At 44.4% G+C, this 19,746-nt stretch carries 21 protein-coding genes and 4 pseudogenes; 8 read left to right on the top strand and 17 right to left on the bottom strand.

Annotated elements, in window-relative coordinates; all coding sequences use genetic code 11:
* Positions 1-2: 2 nt before the first annotated feature.
* The 4 genes from dppC to proG all read right to left on the bottom strand — a co-directional run bounded on the left by dppC (position 3) and on the right by proG (position 3,683).
* A complete protein-coding gene (dppC, locus tag Q3W56_RS05325) occupies positions 3-965 on the bottom strand; it encodes a dipeptide ABC transporter permease DppC (RefSeq protein ID WP_019714121.1) in 963 nt (320 codons plus the stop codon).
* A gap of 5 nt (positions 966-970) precedes the next feature.
* The gene (dppB, locus tag Q3W56_RS05320) at positions 971-1,897 is read right to left on the bottom strand and encodes a dipeptide ABC transporter permease DppB (RefSeq protein ID WP_014663677.1); all 927 of its coding nucleotides are present in this window, start codon (positions 1,895-1,897) and stop codon (positions 971-973) included.
* A 16-nt stretch (positions 1,898-1,913) separates the two neighbouring features.
* Positions 1,914-2,738 (bottom strand): D-aminopeptidase DppA, encoded by an 825-nt coding sequence (dppA, locus tag Q3W56_RS05315; RefSeq protein WP_019714120.1) that lies wholly within the window; start codon positions 2,736-2,738, stop codon positions 1,914-1,916.
* Between the two features lie 126 nt (positions 2,739-2,864).
* Entirely contained in the window at positions 2,865-3,683 is an 819-nt protein-coding gene (gene proG / locus Q3W56_RS05310; protein ID WP_302894744.1) for a pyrroline-5-carboxylate reductase ProG, read from the bottom strand.
* A 170-nt stretch (positions 3,684-3,853) separates the two neighbouring features.
* Here proG and htrA point away from each other — a divergent pair, with 170 nt between their 5' ends.
* On the top strand, positions 3,854-5,209 hold the full coding sequence (gene htrA / locus Q3W56_RS05305) for a serine protease HtrA (protein ID WP_302894743.1): 1,356 nt from the start codon (positions 3,854-3,856) through the stop codon (positions 5,207-5,209).
* 472 nt (positions 5,210-5,681) lie between these two features.
* Here htrA and Q3W56_RS05300 read toward each other — a convergent pair whose 3' ends face one another.
* The 4 genes and pseudogenes from Q3W56_RS05300 to Q3W56_RS05285 all read right to left on the bottom strand — a co-directional run bounded on the left by Q3W56_RS05300 (position 5,682) and on the right by Q3W56_RS05285 (position 10,051).
* Entirely contained in the window at positions 5,682-6,653 is a 972-nt protein-coding gene (locus tag Q3W56_RS05300; RefSeq protein ID WP_302894742.1) for a glycosyltransferase family 2 protein, read from the bottom strand.
* 11 nt (positions 6,654-6,664) lie between these two features.
* Positions 6,665-8,851 carry a glycosyltransferase family 39 protein gene (locus tag Q3W56_RS05295; protein ID WP_302894741.1) on the bottom strand — a complete coding sequence of 729 codons (2,187 nt, stop codon included), beginning with the start codon at positions 8,849-8,851 and terminating at the stop codon, positions 6,665-6,667.
* A 7-nt stretch (positions 8,852-8,858) separates the two neighbouring features.
* A pseudogene (locus Q3W56_RS05290) lies at positions 8,859-8,960 on the bottom strand (hypothetical protein); the annotation flags it as partial.
* 140 nt (positions 8,961-9,100) lie between these two features.
* Positions 9,101-10,051: a ring-cleaving dioxygenase gene (locus Q3W56_RS05285; protein ID WP_302894740.1), complete on the bottom strand. Its 951-nt coding sequence runs from the start codon at positions 10,049-10,051 to the stop codon at positions 9,101-9,103.
* 383 nt (positions 10,052-10,434) lie between these two features.
* On the opposite strand from Q3W56_RS05285, the gene steT reads away from it, so the two are divergent.
* The 6 genes from steT (at position 10,435) to spoIISC (ending at position 14,906) form a co-directional block, all read left to right on the top strand.
* Positions 10,435-11,745, top strand: coding sequence for a serine/threonine exchanger (gene steT / locus Q3W56_RS05280; RefSeq protein ID WP_302894739.1), 1,311 nt, complete (start codon positions 10,435-10,437; stop codon positions 11,743-11,745).
* 280 nt (positions 11,746-12,025) lie between these two features.
* Positions 12,026-12,643 (top strand): DUF47 domain-containing protein, encoded by a 618-nt coding sequence (locus Q3W56_RS05275; protein WP_003218470.1) that lies wholly within the window; start codon positions 12,026-12,028, stop codon positions 12,641-12,643.
* Positions 12,644-12,655: 12 nt separating this feature from the next.
* A complete protein-coding gene (locus Q3W56_RS05270; RefSeq protein ID WP_302894738.1) occupies positions 12,656-13,657 on the top strand; it encodes an inorganic phosphate transporter in 1,002 nt (333 codons plus the stop codon).
* 109 nt (positions 13,658-13,766) lie between these two features.
* A complete protein-coding gene (spoIISA, locus tag Q3W56_RS05265) occupies positions 13,767-14,513 on the top strand; it encodes a toxin-antitoxin-antitoxin system toxin SpoIISA (RefSeq protein ID WP_302894737.1) in 747 nt (248 codons plus the stop codon).
* Entirely contained in the window at positions 14,513-14,683 is a 171-nt protein-coding gene (gene spoIISB / locus Q3W56_RS05260) for a three component toxin-antitoxin-antitoxin system antitoxin SpoIISB (protein ID WP_268398169.1), read from the top strand. The genes spoIISA and spoIISB overlap by 1 nt, the downstream gene beginning before the upstream one ends.
* Positions 14,684-14,768: 85 nt before the next feature.
* Positions 14,769-14,906, top strand: coding sequence for a three component toxin-antitoxin-antitoxin system antitoxin SpoIISC (spoIISC, locus tag Q3W56_RS05255; RefSeq protein ID WP_019714109.1), 138 nt, complete (start codon positions 14,769-14,771; stop codon positions 14,904-14,906).
* A 38-nt stretch (positions 14,907-14,944) separates the two neighbouring features.
* On the opposite strand, the gene Q3W56_RS05250 is transcribed toward spoIISC, so the two are convergent.
* The 4 genes and pseudogenes from Q3W56_RS05250 to Q3W56_RS05235 all read right to left on the bottom strand — a co-directional run.
* Positions 14,945-15,838, bottom strand: coding sequence for an N-acetylmuramoyl-L-alanine amidase (locus Q3W56_RS05250; protein WP_302894736.1), 894 nt, complete (start codon positions 15,836-15,838; stop codon positions 14,945-14,947).
* 12 nt (positions 15,839-15,850) lie between these two features.
* Positions 15,851-16,114: a phage holin gene (locus tag Q3W56_RS05245; protein ID WP_302894735.1), complete on the bottom strand. Its 264-nt coding sequence runs from the start codon at positions 16,112-16,114 to the stop codon at positions 15,851-15,853.
* Positions 16,115-16,126: 12 nt separating this feature from the next.
* Positions 16,127-16,396, bottom strand: a complete 270-nt coding sequence (locus Q3W56_RS05240; RefSeq protein ID WP_019714106.1) for a hemolysin XhlA family protein — start codon at positions 16,394-16,396, stop codon at positions 16,127-16,129.
* A 52-nt stretch (positions 16,397-16,448) separates the two neighbouring features.
* Positions 16,449-17,078: pseudogene (locus Q3W56_RS05235) on the bottom strand (phage portal protein); the annotation flags it as partial.
* Position 17,079: 1 nt separating this feature from the next.
* On the opposite strand from Q3W56_RS05235, the pseudogene Q3W56_RS05230 reads away from it, so the two are divergent.
* A pseudogene (locus tag Q3W56_RS05230) lies at positions 17,080-17,241 on the top strand (PBSX family phage terminase large subunit); the annotation flags it as partial.
* Here the strand turns inward: Q3W56_RS05230 and Q3W56_RS05225 are convergent.
* From Q3W56_RS05225 to Q3W56_RS05205, 5 genes and pseudogenes are all read right to left on the bottom strand, one after another.
* Positions 17,242-17,641: pseudogene (locus Q3W56_RS05225) on the bottom strand (PBSX family phage terminase large subunit); the annotation flags it as partial.
* The gene (gene xtmA / locus Q3W56_RS05220) at positions 17,638-18,435 is read right to left on the bottom strand and encodes a phage terminase small subunit (protein WP_302894734.1); all 798 of its coding nucleotides are present in this window, start codon (positions 18,433-18,435) and stop codon (positions 17,638-17,640) included. The pseudogene Q3W56_RS05225 and the gene xtmA, both read right to left, overlap by 4 nt.
* A gap of 117 nt (positions 18,436-18,552) precedes the next feature.
* On the bottom strand, positions 18,553-19,062 hold the full coding sequence (locus Q3W56_RS05215) for a sigma-70 family RNA polymerase sigma factor (protein WP_268398139.1): 510 nt from the start codon (positions 19,060-19,062) through the stop codon (positions 18,553-18,555).
* Between the two features lie 114 nt (positions 19,063-19,176).
* Entirely contained in the window at positions 19,177-19,383 is a 207-nt protein-coding gene (xtrA, locus tag Q3W56_RS05210) for a phage-like element PBSX protein XtrA (RefSeq protein WP_019714085.1), read from the bottom strand.
* Entirely contained in the window at positions 19,370-19,729 is a 360-nt protein-coding gene (locus tag Q3W56_RS05205; RefSeq protein WP_302894733.1) for a phage portal protein, read from the bottom strand. The genes xtrA and Q3W56_RS05205 overlap by 14 nt, the downstream gene beginning before the upstream one ends.
* Positions 19,730-19,746: the final 17 nt, after the last annotated feature.

Raw genomic sequence — 19,746 nt, 5'->3', positions numbered from 1 at the left:
AGCTACCTCCTCAGCTTAGGGTCGAGCGCATCCTGTAATCCGTCCCCAAGTACATTAAACGCATACATCGTCAAGGAGATGAAAAAGGCCGGAAAAAATAAGCGCCACCAATGCCCAGACAAAATCGTAGGCAGACCGTCATTCGCCATCACACCCCAGCTTGCAAACGGAGCCTGTATGCCGAGGCCGAGAAAGCTTAAAAATGATTCTGCGAATATAGCGGCAGGTACGGTTAATGTCATTTGTACGATGATCGCTCCCATTGTATTCGGCAGCAGATTCTTCCGGATGATGCGAAAGGTTCTCGCACCAAAGGTTTTCGATGCGAGTACGTATTCATTATTTTTAATCTGTAGCACCTGTCCTCTTACAATTCTCGCCATGCCGACCCATCCGGTCACAGTCAGCGCCACAATAATGGTGCCCAGTCCCGGCCCCATCAGCACCATCAGCAAAATGACAACAAGGAGATACGGTAGGCCGTACAGCACTTCGATAATTCGCATCATAATGCTGTCAGTCCTGCCGCCTTTATAGCCCGCAACACCTCCATAAATGACCCCAATCACAAAATCAATCAGCGCTGCCATGACTCCGACAAATAACGAAATCCTCGCTCCGTACCATGTTCGTGTAAACACATCCCGGCCAAGCTCATCGGTGCCGAACCAATGATCGGCTGATGGCGGGAGATTTTGCTCGGTCAGCGATTGGCGCGCGACACTATGGGGTGATAAAAGGGGCCCGATTACTGCCATGACAAATAGAAATAAAAGAATAAAGAGTCCCGCCATCGCTAATTTATTTTTCTTCAGCCTCCTCCAAGCATCCTGCGTGTATGACAAACTCGGCCGCTTGACCGAATCGGCTTCTCGATTTTTTTCATGATTCGAGACAAACCACTCATCCGGCACATGAATGTGCTGCTTTGGCTGGCGTTCATCCGTTTGTACAGGGAGATTCACACGCTTCACCCTTTCTTATGCAGTTTAATGCGCGGGTCCAGCAGACCGTAGGCCAAATCGACCAAAAACAGCATGATGATCAGAATAACGCTGTAAAAAACGGTCGTTCCCATAATCACGGGATAGTCCCGCTGATTAATACTTTCAACAAAATATTTTCCCATTCCCGGAATGGCAAAGATTTTTTCAATAACAAAGCTTCCTGTTAAGATGCTTGCGACGAGTGTGCCCAGAACGGTAATGACGGGCATGAGTGCATTTCTGAGTGCGTGTTTTACGATAATTTTGAACGGAGAAAGCCCTTTTGCTTTTGCTGTGCGGATATAATCCTGTGTCAGAACTTCAACCATGCTTGACCGTGTCAGCCTGGCAATGATCGCCATTGGCCCTACAGCAAGCGCTGCGGTCGGAAGCACCATATGAATCGGGCTCGTCCATGTGGCAGCGGGAAATAGTTTGAGATTGACAGCAAATTGCTGAATGAGCAATGTTGCCAGAATAAAATTCGGGATGGAGATGCCGAGTACCGCGAGACTCATTGCGGCATAATCCAAAAAACCATTGCGGCGGAGCGCAGCGATTACGCCCAGTACCAGCCCAGAGATCACGGCAATGACAATGGCTGTCATTCCAAGCTCAAAGGAAACGGGAAATCCGCGTTCCAGCATATCATTTACGCTGTCTGACGGTTTTTTAATTGAAGGTCCGAAATCGAATGTAATGATGGATTTTAGGTAGATGATGTATTGGAAAATGAGAGGATCGTCTAAGTGATAGTAGGCTTCGAGATTTTTTTGCACGGCTTCATTAGTGCCTCTCTCCTCGTTAAAAGGAGATCCGGGAATGACCTTCATGAGAACAAAAGTCAGGGTGGTAATCACCAAAATCGTGGCTGCCATTGCCCAAAAACGCTTTATCATGTATCGCGCCAAAGCCTAAAACACCCCTTTAGCAGAATGATGTCCGCATCGCAAGCTCAGTCATGACAAGCATCGCCTGATAGGCTTCAAGCATGTCCTTCGCCTGAAATTGAACGGTTGTGGTTCCCGGTTTGATTTCAGTTCCCGGCATCAGGTTGGCCCATTCAGCCTGTCCGTAATTGCCGAACTCAATGCTTAGAACCGGTCTGTCAGGCGGTGTGAGCGGTTTGACTTTGTCCTTGTTTTGCAGGGCAAATGCGGTTTTTTCTGTCAGCAGACGTCCGGCTTTCACAGGGGACAAGCACTTCACTGCAGATCTTGAAATGGTTTGTTTGACAGCGGCTGTCGTAACATTCGGAATGAGCTCTTCCGCTTCCTTTGCCGCCCGGTCATCTCCGGCTACCATTAATACCGGGACATCATAATAACCGGCAACGTATGCATTTAACCCGAGCTCACCGACAGGCCGATCGTTTATGTAAAAATGACGGACGCCGAAAATCATGCTGTGTGACATCACGCCTGGAGTTGAAGCTCTCGCATGGTACCCGAGAAACAAAGCGCCTGTATACGTATCATCCAGTCCCTCTACCATTGAAAATGGTTTGACGTCACCGGATATCAAGTGTGCTTCAGGATGAAGCCTTTCAACCATCAGATTATTCATCTTCGAATGGCTGTCATTGACAAGCACTTCGGTACACCCGCTGTTAAACGCTTCGGCAATACAGTAGTTTGCTTCTTCAGTCATGATAAGCCGCCCGCGTTCATAATTGCGCTTGCCGGAATCCACAAAGGTATCGTCCGGAAGACCCGAAATACCTTCCATATCTACTGACATGTACAGTTTCATAACGCTCCTCCTTTTTTACTAAATTATGAATATTCTAACAGATTATATTAAAAAAAGAGGAAAAATGCAATATAACTGAGGAAAATCACAACGATTCAATGATAAAAAGAACCCTCTTTCAAGGGTTCATGTCTGTTTCTCCACCTGTTCTGTAAGCAGTTTATATTTATTCAAGGTTCTTTCAAACACCTCGTCAAAAACGTCCGGCACAGAAGTATGTATCACTTCAGCTCCCTCTCCTGTAATTCCGCCTTTCGTTGCGACACGTTCCAGCGTTTCCCCGAAAGACATCTTCTTTTCGATCAGCAGCTTGCCAGTTCCGTATAGTGAATGAATTAGAAAGTCATAAGCTTCTTCTTTGGACAGACTGCTGTTTCTGACTGCAGACAGCGCTAGTTCTTCGAAGACGGCAGCTATAAACCCTGGTGCCGAGCTCGTCAGATTGCTGGCGGCATCCAAATTCGATTCTTTGATTTCTCGCACACGGCTGAAAACAGATAACAATTCATTCAGGCGTTCTTTTTTATCCGCTGTCAGTGCTTTACTATGAACGACAAGCGAGATGCCCGCTCCTGCTTCAGATGTAATTGCAGGAATGAAACGTGATATACCGGCTTCCGTTTCAGCCTCCAAAAGACGCAACGGCACACCGGCGGCAATAGAAACGATATGCGTATCCCTGTTCACATGCGGGTGTAGACGGCGGAGCGTTTCAATAACATTTAGCGGCGGCACACAAATAAAAATAAGACGGCATGTTTTCGCCCAGTTTTCTAGCGGAACAGCCGATACATGTGGATCATCTGACATCAGCGCCTGCAGCCGCTCCCCCTTCGTTCTTGTTTCAATAAAGAGCTCGTGCTCCTTGATTTGTTCATGCTTTAACAGCTGCCTGGCGATCATATCGGCCATGCTGCCATATCCAATCAATCCAATTTGTTCCATTAAATCAGTCCTTTCATATACAATATGAAGTGTACCGTTTTCCGCACTTTTTCACAATTTCCCATAATCTTTTCATTTTTATCCCACAGTTTTTGTTTATGATAAACTCAAGTCATAAACCTATCATAATCAATTAAAATCAGTGAAAATAGAGAAACGGAGTGAACATGATGGATAACTATCGTGACGAAAACAGAACAGAAGGCAATGAGAGTGAAGTCTTGCTAGCGAAAGAGAACGATCAGAGCACCCCCTACTCAGCCCGCAATGTCATTCATGATCAGGAGAAGAAAAAACGTGGGTTCGGATGGTTCAGACCGCTGCTTGGTGGAGTGATCGGCGGCAGTCTCGCCCTTGGCATATACACGTTTACACCGCTTGGCGACCATGATTCTCAGGACACTGCAAATCAATCGTCCAGCCAGCAGCAAACACAATCGGTGACAGCTAAAAGCACGTCCACTGAATCTAGCAAAAGCTCGTCAAGCTCAAGCAGCTCATCAGCATTTAAGAGCGAGGATTCCTCTAAAATCTCAGATATGGTGGAAGACATTTCACCGGCGATTGTCGGTATTACAAATCTTGCTCAGTCAAACAGCTCTTTGTTTGGCTCTAGTTCATCTGGTTCCAGTGAAGGTACAGAAAGCGGTACAGGGTCTGGTGTCATTTTCAAAAAAGAGAACGGCAAGGCTTATATTATTACGAATAACCATGTCGTAGAAGGAGCATCTTCCCTGAAGGTCTCTTTATATGATGGCACTGAGGTAACAGCAAAGCTGGTAGGCAGTGACTCCTTAACAGATTTAGCAGTCCTCCAAATCAGTGATGACCACGTAACAAAAGTGGCAAGCTTCGGTGATTCATCGGATCTCAGAACAGGCGAGACCGTCATTGCGATTGGAGATCCGCTCGGAAAAGACTTGTCCCGCACAGTAACACAAGGAATTGTAAGCGGTGTGGACAGAACGGTTTCAATGTCAACATCAGCCGGTCAAACAAGCATTAATGTAATTCAGACCGACGCGGCGATTAACCCAGGAAACAGCGGCGGTCCGTTATTAAATACTTCCGGTAAAATTGTCGGCATTAACAGCATGAAAATCAGTGAAGATGATGTAGAAGGCATTGGATTTTCAATTCCAAGCAATGACGTAAAACCGATTGCAGAAGAATTGCTCTCTAAAGGACAAATTGAACGTCCGTATATCGGTGTCAGCATGTTGGATTTAGAACAAGTGCCGCAAAACTACCAAGAAGGCACACTCGGCCTGTTCGGCAATCAGCTCAATAAGGGCGTATACATTCGAGAGGTCGCTTCCGGCTCTCCTGCAGAAAAGGCTGGATTGAAAGCGGAGGATATTATCATCAGCCTCAAAGGCAAAGAAATCAATACAGGCAGTGAATTGCGCAATATCTTATATAAGGACGCAAACATTGGTGACACTGTTGAAGTGAAAATTCTCAGAAACGGCAAAGAAATGACGAAGAAAATCAAACTCGACCAAAAAGAAGAAACAACTTCGTAAAACATAACACCTCAGGCCGCAAAAGCGGTCTGGGGATTTTTATTGAACAAAAGACCTATCTCTCTTCAAAACTTACTAACGAGATAATCTGTATATCAATCAGGCTAACATCACTGTAAATTGATGCATGTTTGAGAAAGAGGTATGAACATGAGAACCGTGGAATTGAGCATGATCTAGGCAAGAGTAGCTCTCTGTACTAAGCTTTCGACATTGGCATAGGGAATTACACCGGATGCCAGATTCTATTACACATAACTGGTACGGCTCTATTCATGCGTTTCTTAAAGGTCCTCAATATAACAGCTGACATGCAGCAAAGCCTAATGTTGATAACTTAGGCTTTGCTGTTTTTTATTTCAGCATGCCTGAACCCCAGTGCAAGTTTACAAACCCTTATTCCCATATTTCTATCAGTATCTTTTCCATTGACAGAATAAAAACCCCTGTCCGTTACGGACAGGGGTTCAGGTTATGACATATGCTGGTCTCTGTAGAATCTTTTATTTTCAATTCCATACGATCTCTGAACGATGTAAAGCGGCCTGTCTTTAGCCTCATCATAGATTCTGCCGATATATTCGCCGATCATTCCCAGAATCAGAAGTACGATGCCGCTGAACAGGAGCTGGATCACAATAAGTGATGACCAGCCGGTAATCGTGCTGTCTGTAAATAGCTTCATATACAGCACGATAAACATATACAGAAATCCTGCACCTGACATGAGAATTCCCGCATAGCTCGCCAGCTTCAGCGGTTTGTGCGAAAACGTCGTGATGCCGTCCATTGACAGCTTCAGCATTTTCTTCAGCGGGTACTTTGTTTCTCCGGCAAGCCTTTCATCACGTACATACTCGACCGCTGTCTGTTTGAAGCCCACCCAGCTGACGAGCCCTCTGACAAAAGGATTTTTCTCTTTCAATCTCTTCATTTCATCACAGACTTTTCTGTCCATGAGGCGGAAATCCCCTGTATCAATCGGGATATCAATATCCGTCATGCTGCTGAGAAGCCGGTAAAACATAGCCGCAGTTTGTTTTTTGAAAAAGGTCTCCCCTTTTCGTTTTGTCCGCACGGCGTACACGACCTCATAGCCTTCCTTCCATTTTTCAATCATATCTAAAATCAATTCAGGAGGATCCTGCAAATCGGCGTCAATGACGACGATTGCATTCCCCTGTGCATAATCCATCCCTGCTGTAATGGCGATCTGGTGTCCAAAGTTCCTTGAAAAATCAATGATCTTCACTCTCGGATCGATCAGGCTGTGTTCTCTTAAAATCTCAATACTGCGATCTTTGCTTCCATCGTTGACAAAAAGCAGCTCGTAGTTTTCCTTTGTTTGATCCATGACCTCTTTTAAGCGCTGATAGGTTTCATGAATGACAAGCTCTTCGTTATACACAGGTACAACAATTGAATATTGAATATGTCTGCTCATGGTTTTTCCTCCTATTCATCAGCATGTAGTTCGTATAATGTCGCTGACTGATTCATTCCGCCAGGTCCGCCGCCCATTTGGCTCTTTTCGCCTGAAGACTTGCTGTTGTTTGATGTATCAGCTGAATCATTATTTTCTGTTTTCTGATCAGATGATGATTGTTGATCAGAATTTGATTGCCATTTATCTGAAGACACTTCTTTCCCGTTTTTCTCAACCCATTCAACAATGTCATTGTTTCCGCCTCTTCCTCTTCCAGAAGCTAAGAAGTATTTCACTTTTCCCTCTTTTACAAGCTTTTTGAATTGAGTCAGCGTGATAGCCGGATCAGAACCGCTGAATCCGCCAATAGCCATGACAGCTTTTGTCGTTTTAATAATATATGGCGCCGCTGTGTTCGAGTCGGTTGTGGCGAATAAGTATTCAGCTCCGGAGTTATTCTCCTCTAAATATTTAATCAGTTTTTCATTTACAGATGCATCAGACATTCCCATGCCTTTTCCGCTCATGGATGCAAGCTGAGGACCTGTTTCAGGCTGTGAGCTGTTGCCCCCGTACAGAAGCGGTGTGCTTGCCCAATAAATCGGCATCACCAGCAATGCGAGTAGAGCTGCAAGAGATACATAATAACTGATCGGTTTTTGGCGCTGTTTGAACAACAGCAGCGCAATCGCTAACATCACGCCGATCACACCTACGCTAATGCTCCAGCCTGCACCGATTTGATCGTTGTAGTTTCTGAGAATAAACAACTCAAAACCAGTTGTGGCAATAATTGCTGCCGGCAGAAGCCATGATTTCCAGCCAGTCTGATTGCGGTACAGGTGAACAAGAGCAACCCAGCCTGCACCGACAAGAGCCGCAATCGGCGGTGCCAGCATAATGAGATAATAGTGATGGAAAAATTCGGCAACACTGAAGAACCCAGCAATCGGCACAAGCCATGCGACCCAGAATGCCGTTTCCTTCTGCTCTACAGATAGCCTTCTTCTTTCTCTCGCTCCTGCAATCAGTAAGCCTGCGATTCCAAAAATCGCAAATGGCAGAAGCCAGCTGATTTGATCAGATAATTCTTGTTGGAAAAGCCGCAGCGGACCAGGTGTTCCCGTTCCGAACATTCCTGAACCTGATTGCATTTTCGATCCGGTTCCTGTACCGCCTTTCCCTCCGTCTCCGCCAAAACCGCCTTGGCCGCCATCTCCGCCGCTTGGAGGGCCTCCTTGACCGCCGCTTGGCATTTCACCATTGGATGGAGGTACCGTCATATTGCCATTTGCAGATTTATCATCACTTGATGAGCTGCTGCTTGATGACTGATTAGACGGTGCTTGATTTTGTGTTGAACTGTTATCAGAAGAAGGCATTTCTTTTGAAGCGTCTCCGTTTGGTCCACCCTGTCCGCCGCCGGAATTTTGGCCTGTCAGCCGCTGAATCCCGTTATATCCGAAAGCCAATTCCAAAACGGAGTTGGTCTGGCTGCTTCCGATATAAGGCCGCTTGCTTGCAGGGATATTGTCAACAATGAGCGGCCATGATAAGGAAACGGCTGCTAATACGGCTAAAGCACTTACTAAGGAAATGATTTTTTTCTTAATTGTGGCGTTTGCCGCAATCAGATAGAACAATAAGAAGGCCGGCAAAATCATATAAGCTTGAAGCATTTTTGTATTAAAGCCTGCACCAACAACGAAAAATGCTGCTAACAGCCAGATCATCTTTCCTTTTCTGATCGCTTTAAAGAGTAGCCATGTGGCCAACAATAAGAAAAATACCAATAATGCATCAACATTGTTTGTACGTGCTACAGCTACAGCAATCGGTGTACATGCCATAACAAACGAGGCAATGCGCGCCGCTGTTTTTCCGAATGTCGGCTTAATCAGCAAGTACATAAGAAGGACTGAACCTACACCCGCTAATGCCTGTGGCAGAATGACACTCCATCCATGCATACCAAATATCAATGCACTGATCGTTTGGATTTGATATGTAATAGGCGGTTTATCAACTGTTATAAAGCCGGCAGCATCGAACGAAGCATAAAAGAAATGATGAAAACTTTGCATCATACTTGTAACTGCCGCGGTGTAATAAGGATTCACCGTGTCGTCCTTCCAAATGTTATAGATATTTAAGAATGCAGATGCGAGCAAAATGAGGATGAGGACGAGATCCAGCTCGCGTTTTTTCTTTTCCACTTGTTTTTCACTCCTTTTTGTCTAACTTTGAAATAGTGTAACAAGCAAATATGAATAAACTATTAATAAACAAAGACAATATTTTTGCCGAGGCCATTACATGACAATCGTCCATATACCCAACAGATTTTGTTTATCCTAATCGGCATCTGATATTTTCTGCCCGAAAAGCCATCCTGTTTATGTCAAAATGTATGCTGATCATAAAAAAAGCCTTCCGGCAGCACCGGAAGGCAAATCAATTACAACTTATTGTATCGGTTTTAGTTTTGCTTCAATTTCAGCTCTTCGATGCTCAAGATATGGCGGAAGTGCGATCGTTTGGCCAAGCTCATCAAGGTTTTCATCAACCATAAAGCCCGGTCCGTCAGTTGATAACTCGAACAAAATGCCGTTCGGCTCTCTGAAATACAGTGCCTTGAAGTAGTAGCGTTCAACAATGCCGGAATTGCTATAGCCTTCCCGGCTGATGATCTGGTGCCACCCGGCAAGTTCTTCTTCATCCCTTACCCGAAATGCAACATGGTGAACACTTCCTTTTCCTTGCCGCTCGCGGGGAAGATCGTTTCTTTCTATTAAATGGATTTCCGTTGCCGCACCGCCTTCACCAGATTCCAAAATAACGGCAGTTGCTTGTCCGTCGACTGTTTCACGATTGATTTCTGTAAACCCAAGAATATCCGTCAATACGTGTAAGGTTGGTTCAGCGTATGGCACAGTCAATTCAATCGGACCTAACCCGCGAAACGAAAATTCTTCTGGAATGCCGCTTTGTTTAACAGGCAGACCATATCCTTTTCCTTTCTCATCAGCAGTCAGCACAAGGCGCTGTCCTTCATGATCTTGGAATGCCAATATGTCACGTCCCGCTCTTTGGGCAATGCCGCTATGCCCCACCTGATGCTCTTCAAAACGTTCTTTCCAGTAATGCAGGGCTTCTGTGCTTGGAACGCGCAAACCAATAGAAGAAATACTGTTTGTTCCCGCATGAAACGGCGCAATGCGGGGGATCTCAAAAAACGTCAGCTCAGTTCCCGGATTTGCCACTTCATCTCCGTAAAACAGGTGGTACATTGTCGGCTCATCCTGATTGACGGATTTTTTGACAAGTTTTAATCCTAATACCTTCTTATAAAAATCTAAGTTTTTTTGTGCATCGGCCGTTAATGCCGACACGTGGTGAATGCCGTTGACTTTCATATACTGTCCCTCCAGGTCATTTTATCTCGATTTCGAGATATTATATCATAGTTATATATTTATTGTTCTAATTAGAAGGTATTTTATTCGCATAGGAAAGTCAACATATCAGCTTCGCGAAGGTTCGTTATTTTGCTGGGTTCTCATCACATCCTCTGTTTCGGTTAAAACCCATAGGCAAAATACGAACTTTCAAACTATATAACGATGTATTATTCGTTTATTTCTTGTTAAAGCAGGTGTTTTAACAGGTTTATCAGCCACCCAAAAAGCAAATAGTGAAAATCAGAAAATTTATTTTATTTCACTTTTCTAAAATAGGGTTTACAATATGAAAAAAAGATTCTTCTCATGAAGCTTCAACATCATAGGAGGTTAAGGACATGCATACTGAAGACAACGGTTTGAAAAAAGAGATAGGCCTCTTGTTTGCCCTTACTCTTGTCATCGGAACCATTATCGGTTCAGGTGTTTTTATGAAGCCTGGCGCAGTGCTCGCTTATTCGGGTGATTCAAAGACAGCGCTTTTCGCCTGGCTGTTAGGCGGTATTTTAACATTGGCGGGCGGTTTGACAATCGCAGAAATCGGGACGCAAATCCCAAAAACCGGCGGGCTTTATACGTATCTTGAAGAAGTGTACGGCGAGTTTTGGGGATTTTTGTGCGGCTGGGTGCAGATTATCATTTACGGTCCGGCCATTATCGGTGCACTAGGTTTATATTTTGGATCTTTAATGGCCAATCTTTTCGGCTGGGGCTCTGGACTATCAAAAGTAATCGGAATTATAGCAGTTCTCTTTTTATGCGTCATTAATATTATCGGTACAAAATACGGCGGTTTTGTCCAAACACTGACAACAATCGGAAAGCTGATTCCGATTGCATGCATCATCATCTTTGGCCTTTGGAAAGGCGATCAGCACATCTTCACAGCAGTAAACGAAAGCATTGCCGATATGAATTTCGGAGCAGCGATTTTGGCTACATTGTTTGCTTACGACGGATGGATTCTACTGGCCGCTCTCGGCGGAGAAATGAAAAATCCCGAAAAGCTGCTGCCGCGCGCAATGACGGGCGGATTATTAATCGTAACAGCCATCTACATTTTCATTAATTTTGCATTGCTTCACATCCTGTCTGCGAACGAAATTGTCACACTTGGTGAAAATGCGACAAGCACTGCTGCCACCATGCTGTTCGGGTCAATTGGCGGAAAACTGATCAGTGTCGGGATTATTGTCAGCATCTTCGGCTGCCTAAACGGAAAAGTCCTTTCTTTCCCGCGTGTATCATTTGCAATGGCAGAACGCAAACAGCTTCCATTTGCTGAAAAACTGTCACAAGTACACCCGACGTTCCGCACACCATGGATTGCGATTTCCTTTCAAATTGCCGTGTCTTTGATTTTGATGCTGATCAGCAACCCTGATAAACTATCAGAAATCTCTATTTTCATGATCTACATTTTTTATGTGATGGCCTTTTTTGCGGTGTTTATCCTCCGCAAGCGAACGAAGGGAGAAAAGCGCGCCTACAGTGTTCCGCTATACCCATTCATGCCGATTTTGGCCATCGCAGGCTCATTCTTTGTGTTAGGAAGCACACTTATTACAGATACACTGAGCTGCGGTTTATCCATCCTCATCGGCCTTGCAGGACTTCCTGTTTATTACGGGATGAAAAAACGAAAATAAAGCTGATTAAACGGTTCCCTTGTTTAGGGAACCGTTTTTTGGTGAAACAGAAGATAAAAGTTGACAAGAAAAATACAACTTTTGATATACTTTTAACGTTAAACAGAAAGCTTGTGCAAACTATGGTCGTTTTTAAACCGAAGCAGGGCAAAATAAGTGGACATGTTTTGCTGAAAAAGTCAAGCCGTGTTTTTTTCGACTTTACCTGTTTTTTTTCGACAAAAGGCTATATAATAATTTGATGTGTGCATTGTCTCATTCAAACTATGGAGGGTTTTTAATGATAAGAAGAAAAAAAGATAAGTTCTCACTCCTTTTAACAGAAATCGCAAAAAATATAGACGAAACTGCCGAATATTTTGTGAACTTTAAGGTCACAAACCAAACGACGCTTAAAGAATTCGCAGATACGTTAAAAGAATATGAAACAAAAGGTGACAATCATGTTCATGTCATGATTAAAGAGCTTAACAAAGCGTTCATCACTCCTATTGAACGCGAAGATATCCTTCAGCTGACAAACAGCCTGGATGATGTGCTTGACGGAATCGAACATTTCTCTGCCATGATGGAGATTTTCTCGATTACTTCATCAGACGAGCATATCGATAAATTCAGCGGATACATCAGAGAATGTGCCAAAGAAATTTTAATTACAATTGAGCTGCTGGCAGAAAACCGCTTAAAGGATATTCAGCCTCACGCAATCAAAATTAAAGAATATGAGCACAGCTGTGACAACCTGCACAGAAAATCATTAAAGAATCTTTTCGGAAATGAAACAGATCCGATCAAAGTGATTCAATATCGTGAAATTTATGAAACGCTTGAAGAAATTGCTGACTCTTGCCAAAGTGTTGCCAATAATCTTGAAACCATCATTATGAAAAACGCGTAACGAGGGGTTAAAATGGATATTTTATTAATTTTAACGATACTAATAGTCATTTGTGCTCTGGCGTTTGACTTCATCAATGGGTTTCATGATACGGCGAACGCAATTGCGACTTCAGTATCGACAAAAGCGCTGAAACCGCGCCATGCCATTATAATGGCGGCTGTGATGAACTTTATCGGAGCAATGACATTTACAGGTGTTGCCAAAACCATTACAAAAGACATTGTAGACCCTTATACATTAGAAAATGGATCTGTCGTCATTTTGGCTGCATTAATCGCTGCGATTGCCTGGAACCTGATCACATGGTACTACGGCATCCCAAGCAGCTCATCCCATGCCATCATCGGAGCTATTGCCGGTGCCGCCATTGCGTCAGCCGGATTTGCTGCGTTAAATTATAAGGGATTCATTAAAATCATTGAAGCACTTATTTTTTCACCGATTATTGCCTTTGTCCTTGGGTTTATTCTTTACAGCATCGTCAAGGTGATCTTCAAAGACAGCAATTTGGCGAAAACGAACAAGCAATTCCGCAGAGTGCAGATTGTAACAGCTGCCCTGCAATCGTATACACACGGAACAAACGATGCGCAAAAAGCAATGGGAATTATCACAATGGCACTTATTACAGCGAATTTACATACTTCTTCTAATGATATTCCAACCTGGGTGCAATTCGCCTGCGCGACAGCCATGGGTCTCGGAACATCAATCGGCGGCTGGAAAATCATCAAAACCGTTGGCGGAAAAATCATGAAAATTCGTCCGGTAAACGGTGTTTCTGCTGACTTAACCGGTGCAGCTATTATTTTCGGCGCCACATTTATTCATTTGCCGGTCAGTACAACCCACGTCATTTCTTCATCAATCCTTGGCGTCGGTGCGTCACACCGGGTGAAAGGCGTAAACTGGGGTACGGCCAAGCGGATGCTCATCACATGGGTCATCACGCTTCCGATTTCAGCGACACTTGGTGCCATTGCCTACTTTATTTTAAATATGATTTTTTAATGTTACGCCGCTTCTGTCAAAGGAGCGGTTTTTTTGATGGAACAGGAAAACCGGCCGTATCTCCCGAATACAATAAGCAGAACCTATTTCAGATGTGAGGGATTGATGTATGCTTTTATTCTTTCAGATCATGGTCTGGTGCATCATGGCCGGATTGGCCTTATACGTGTATGCCACGTGGCGTTTCGAAGCGAAGGTCAAAGAAAAAACGTCCGCCATCCGAAAAACATGGTATTTGCTGTTTGTTCTGGGCGCTATGGTATACTGGACATATGATTCCTCTTCCCTGTTTACTCACTGGGAACGATATCTCATTGTCGCCGTCAGTTTTGCTTTAATTGACGCTTTCATTTTCTTAAGCGCATACGTCAAAAAACTGGCCGGCAGCGAACTGGAAACAGATACAAGAGAAATCCTCGAAGAAAACAACGAAATGCTTCACATATATCTCAATCGGCTGAAAACATACCAATACCTATTGAAAAACGAACCGATCCACGTTTATTATGGAAGTATAGAAGCATATGCTGAAGGTATTGATAAACTGCTGAAAACCTATGCCGATAAAATGAATGTAACGGCCTCCCTTTGTCACTATTCGACACAGGCTGATAAAGACCGGTTAACCGAGCATATGGACGATCCGGCAGACGTGCAAACTCGGCTTGATCGAAAGGATGTTTATTACGACCAATACGGAAAAGTGGTTCTCATCCCTTTTACCATCGAGACACAGGGTTACGTCATTAAGCTGACGTCTGACAGCATTGTCACGGAATTTGATTATTTGCTTTTCACATCATTAACGAGCATATATGATTTGGTGCTGCCAATTGAAGAGGAAGGTGAAGGATAATGGAACGCGCATTTCAAAACGGATGCGAGCCCCGCGCGGCGAAGCCGTTTAAAATCCTGAAAAAACGTTCAACCACCAGTGTTGCAGGCTATCAAGTCAGCCCGCATACAGCGAGAATCTTCAAAGAAAACGAACGGCTGATTGACGAGTATAAACAAAAAAAAGCATGATCACAATAAAAGGACAAGGGAAAACAGCTCTTGTCCTTATTCCTTTTCTTATAAGGGGTACATATAATAAAACAAACAGAGGAAATTGTCAGGTGATACAGTGAAAAAATTGGTGAGGCGTGTGAAGTTTGTTGATTACGGAAAGTTTGGCCTTTCCGGGTATTCGCTTCGGGTGAAGGAGCGGAGTGCAGGAATTTTAAAAAAATTAAAGAAGAAAAAATAAATCCCGGAGAAACGCCGGGATTTTTCGTGCACTGTGAGTCAGCTTAATTGGGCTGCGATTTTTGCTTTAGTCGCCGGTCCGTAAATACCGTCGGCGGTTAGACCGTTAACAGACTGAAAGCGCGCAACTGCATCAGCTGTTTTCGGTCCGTAAATGCCGTCAATTCCGTTGTTGACAGCTCCTTTATCAGGGTAAAAATAGAGGGCGGCCAGTGCTCTTTGCACCTGAAAGACATGTTCTCCTGAGGTGTAAGGCGTTGTTAGTTTGATAATGCCGTCAGGAAGCGGATAGAGTTCTGGTTCTTCAGCGTACGATGGTGCACTTACAATTAGCACTTGACCGACCTGAATGACATTCGGATCTTCGATATTGTTCCACTCTTGCAGTTGAGCAACAGTAACACCGAACGCTCTCGCTATAGATGTAAGCGTGTCACCTTGTTTCACAACGTAAGTTTGGCTGCCGCCTCCCCCAATTCCAGCTTTAAATGAATCCCACGTATCCAGCAGTCTGCGCGGACATTCCTTCCCAGACCAATACTTATGAGGGACGATATTGGCGAGACTGATATTGTGTTCAGCCATTAATGTTTTGATAAGCCACTGGGCATTTGCTGTTGCTTGCGCAAAATCTCCATCCTCATTTTCACAAATTTCAATTCCGATAGAAGCCCTGTTGCCGCTGCCGTTTCCATCTCCTGCATGCCAGCCGTTTTCATTTAAAGGCAGATGCTGATAAATTTCTGTATCATCAACTGTAAAATGCCAGCTTGTCGCCGTATCAGGATTTTTTAAATAGCGGGCATGCGCCTCAGCATCCGCTCCTGCTGCAGTGTTCGCAGTATTGTGCACTGTAATGTAAAGCGGGGTCATTGCATAGCCTGGACGGTTATTTGCACCGACTGGAATAAAGTCTTGGATAATGTTAACCATTTTCATCTCTCCTTATTTGGTCAGGTTGTTTTTAAGTAACAAGTCACGCTGTTTTTTCCCTTTTGCTGTTACATAATTGTTTTTAAACCAAGCAGCAAGTGTCGTTCCGATTGTGAAAATGACAGATCCGGCAGAATAAAGAGCGTCAGCAAGCTGATTAACCTGCTCCTCCTGAATATTCAATGGGGATTTGCCAAACATCAGCAAGGTCTGGTTGATTAATGCAACCAAAAGAAGCACCGTCCTGATGACCGTGCCTTTGTCACACATTCTCATAATAATCCCCCTTTAATGCTGCAGCAGGTTGTACATAATGGCGATGGCTCCGCCAATGACCCCTGTGCATACTGCTGTAATGATGGCACCTGTGATGGTGCGTTTAATCCACGTTGTATTTTCATCAATTTTGTTTAATTTTTCGTTCAGCGTCATGATTTGCTGATCTTGCCGGTCAGACACTCGTTCTAATACGGAAACTCTTTGCTCCAGCGCTTTTTGCTCACCTTTCATGTCTGCAAATTCCTGCTGAAACACATTCACATCTATCTCTTGCTGCATTACTCACTCCTCCTTTACATGCGGATCACCTCCCTTCCGAGGTCCGAAATGGTTATGAAACCGCCGTTCCTTTTATCGAAAGAGTCCCCCCGGTGATACTGGCGATCTCCATGATGATCTCCTTGAAACCTTTAATATTAAAGGCCCACGCCTCAGCTTTCCCTAATGTACTCGAGGCGGAGGACGCATCATCAGATTTCACGCCTCTGATCGGAAAATTCTGTCCTGACACTGATTTCCCCCAAAATTTCACCTCACTCGTTTCCGCTGTGCCGTATACTTCAACGAGTAAATATGCAGCTCCCTCCACGGGTAAAGCGGCACCCTCGCCCGCAGTATCGGCATCTTCATGAAAGACAAAGTCAAACGTCTTGCCAGCTTCCACTTTCAGCCGTCCATCGTCTGTTTGATTCTCCGAAAAGTCAATCTGCAAAGGCGCTTTTCTATTTAAACGCACGTCCATTTCTCCCGCACCGACTGATTGGTATAATACAAATTCTGATTGCTGAAGATTCCCGTTCACATAACGGAAGCGGTAATAGCGTTTAGAAAGGTACACCCAGTCCGTCGCCGTCAGGACACCCGCTTCGACATTAATTACTGCTGTCGTTGTCCAAGCACTGTTATTATCGCTTTCTTCTATAAAGAGCGTACCTTCACGATCTGCATACGCCCATCCCTTCCCAGAAAGCTATGTGAAACAGCTTGACGGACTGAAGGAGTATGATCCTGACCTGTACCGGATTGCCCGCAAAGGCCGATTCGGCGTCAATGGGATCAGGGTGCTGCCGCAGTTCGAGGTGCTTCCGCATAGCCAGCTAAAAGAACGTATCGCAGCCATCAGCTTCAGGGTGGCGAAGACGTCCGATTAATTCCTTAAAGCCTTCATACTTCACCTCTGAGCATTCTTCAATCCATATTAATGAAATGTTATGAACTGATTTTAATTTCGCCGGATTGTCCATTCCTTTGAACATGATCCGGATGCCGTTTTGAAACCGCAGCTTTTGTGAGGCCGAGCTCTTCGATCACCTCTTGAAACAAGGCAAAGGTCGAATCCCGATGGGTATCGAACACCTCGCGAATGACAAGGGCCGTGCGTTTTTCCTTCAGCAGCTTTAAGACAATTTTCAATGCGGTATGATAGCTTTTGGATGAGCCGTAGCCGCCGACGAGAAATTGGTACGTCTGCTCCCAATTGAACACATAATCTTCGAAATGAGGGTTGATTTCTTTTACAATCATGGCTTGGCCTCTTTTCGTTTGATCATGATTTCAATCGGCTCCTGGCTGTCATCTGTTTTCTCCGCTTTTTGCTTGGCAAGCTTTAATTTTTCATTTTCAATTTTTTGTTTCAATTGATCCGGAAACAAATCAAAATATAAGGACAGCTTCTCGAGCGCCTTCATTTTATCGGCGAGCTTGATGGCGATGCCTTCTTTGCCAAGCTTCGCTTCCGTCACAATGGTGCCGTCAACGAGCCCGGAATCTTTGACATCGACAAAGCTGATTTCCTTCATAATCGGGTTATCATCTTCATCAAACAGCGGTCCCGATTTCCCGACAGCCTGGACCTCTTTTTTTCCGAAAGTCACATAGTCCGTAATATCTGCAAAAGCGATCTTGATATAAACCTGAAGCACGTCCATCGCTTCAATAAACATTTCATTGACCATTTCTTTTTTAATGCGTCTGATTTCAGCAGCGACCTTTTCATTCTTTAACAGCCGGCTGCCCGTCACATGGGCGCTGTCCGGAGAATAGCCCGCTTTGATTGCTGACTGTGTGGCATTGAAGCTTTTGACGTAATACAGGCAAAACAGCCGCTGGCGTTCATTTAATTCCTCATTGTCTATCCTGCGCTGTTTTTGTTCGTTTCTGGTTTCAGAAAACAAGGCTTCTTTCCATTTGTCTTGTTTTTTCCAGATGCCGATTGTTTTCGCGGAAACGCCGATTTTGTCGGCGATCGCCCGATTTGTGATCTTTCCTTGATGTTGTTGATAGATTGCTAATGCTTTTTCGCGCTGTTGTGTTTTCATGCTACGGCATCACCGCCACCTCCAGCATGGATGTCTATTCATAAAAGCGGCTGATCTTGCCAGCCGCTTATGTGTCATGCTTTATTCACTTATAGGTGGCAAAGGTATGACAAGCCTTCAGGCAAGCGATCGATTCATTTCCTCCTGCTGTCTTTGCATCTTTACAATCGCCCGTTTGATAGTCGTTTGCACAGTCGATTTTTTCACACCGAGAAGATCAGCGATTCGTTCATAAGAAAAGCATTCTACCTTATGCAGCAAAAACATTTCTTTTTCTCTGTCCGTTAACAGGGATAACGCTTCTTGGATCCTCTCTCTGTCTTCTTCTGATACCTGTCCGTCCGGCTCAACCATCATCGTGCTGGAAAATGATTCGATGATTCTCGGATCCTTGATCATCAGCCGCTGGTAGGCATCACGCCGGTCAATCGCCCGTCTGATGCCTGGCTGTCTTCCTTTTTCAAGCCATTCTGTTACATATTCAAGATCCGTGATGATATTTCTAATGATTTTTTTATCTCTCAGCTCCTCAGCTGAAAGCACGGATTCATCTGCTTCAGCAAGCGATTTATATTGTGTCCTTGTTTGTTTTAGCGTGCGTTTATATTCAAAAAGTAAGTCTTGCATTCTATGATCCTCCTTATTTTTAGCATTAAAAAACGGACACCAATCAACGCACAAATGCTGTGCAGTTGATCAGTGTCCGCAGGCTTTCCGTCTTGGACGTATTCTGTTTTCGCTTTAATTTAATTTGTAGCCGATTTCAAATTCCACGCGGGCAAGGTCACCCTTTCTCGTTTCGACAAGCGTTTTTCCATGCTCCGGTGCTTCGGTGACCCATGCTTCTTGCTTGATACCATCCACAATGATCACTCGGATTTTTCCATCCTCCAGCTGGCTCTCCAGCGTGATAGAATCAATATGCAGCAGTTTTTTAGGATTGATCATGTTTCTTTTCCTCCCTTTCCGGTGCAGCGCTTGTTTTGGCTTTTTCTAATAGCTGAATAATGCGCTCCTTTGAATGAACAGATTTCCCTTTCAGAAAATCAAGAGCTGCTATAGACGCTTCCATCAGTTCAGGCGCAGCCGCCATCAAGGCGGCATTGCTTTTTTGCGAATATGAGCTGAGGTCAAATACAGCGGCGATCAGCCGGCCGTTTGAATATGGGAATCTTTCTTTTTCTTCTTCACTGTATGCTGAGTAAATATAGATCGGTTTCGTATCCCCGCACGGTACCGCACGCCATGGTGCAGGGCTTTTCTCTGCTTGTTTTGTATTTGCCAACACGTTCACTTCCCGTCATCCTTATA

The sequence above is a fragment of the Bacillus sp. C28GYM-DRY-1 genome (assembly GCF_030519405.1).
Classification (GTDB): domain Bacteria; phylum Bacillota; class Bacilli; order Bacillales; family Bacillaceae; genus Bacillus; species Bacillus spizizenii_A.
Note: the sequence above shows the minus strand (reverse complement) of the source record. Positions and strands in the feature narration are given on the sequence as shown.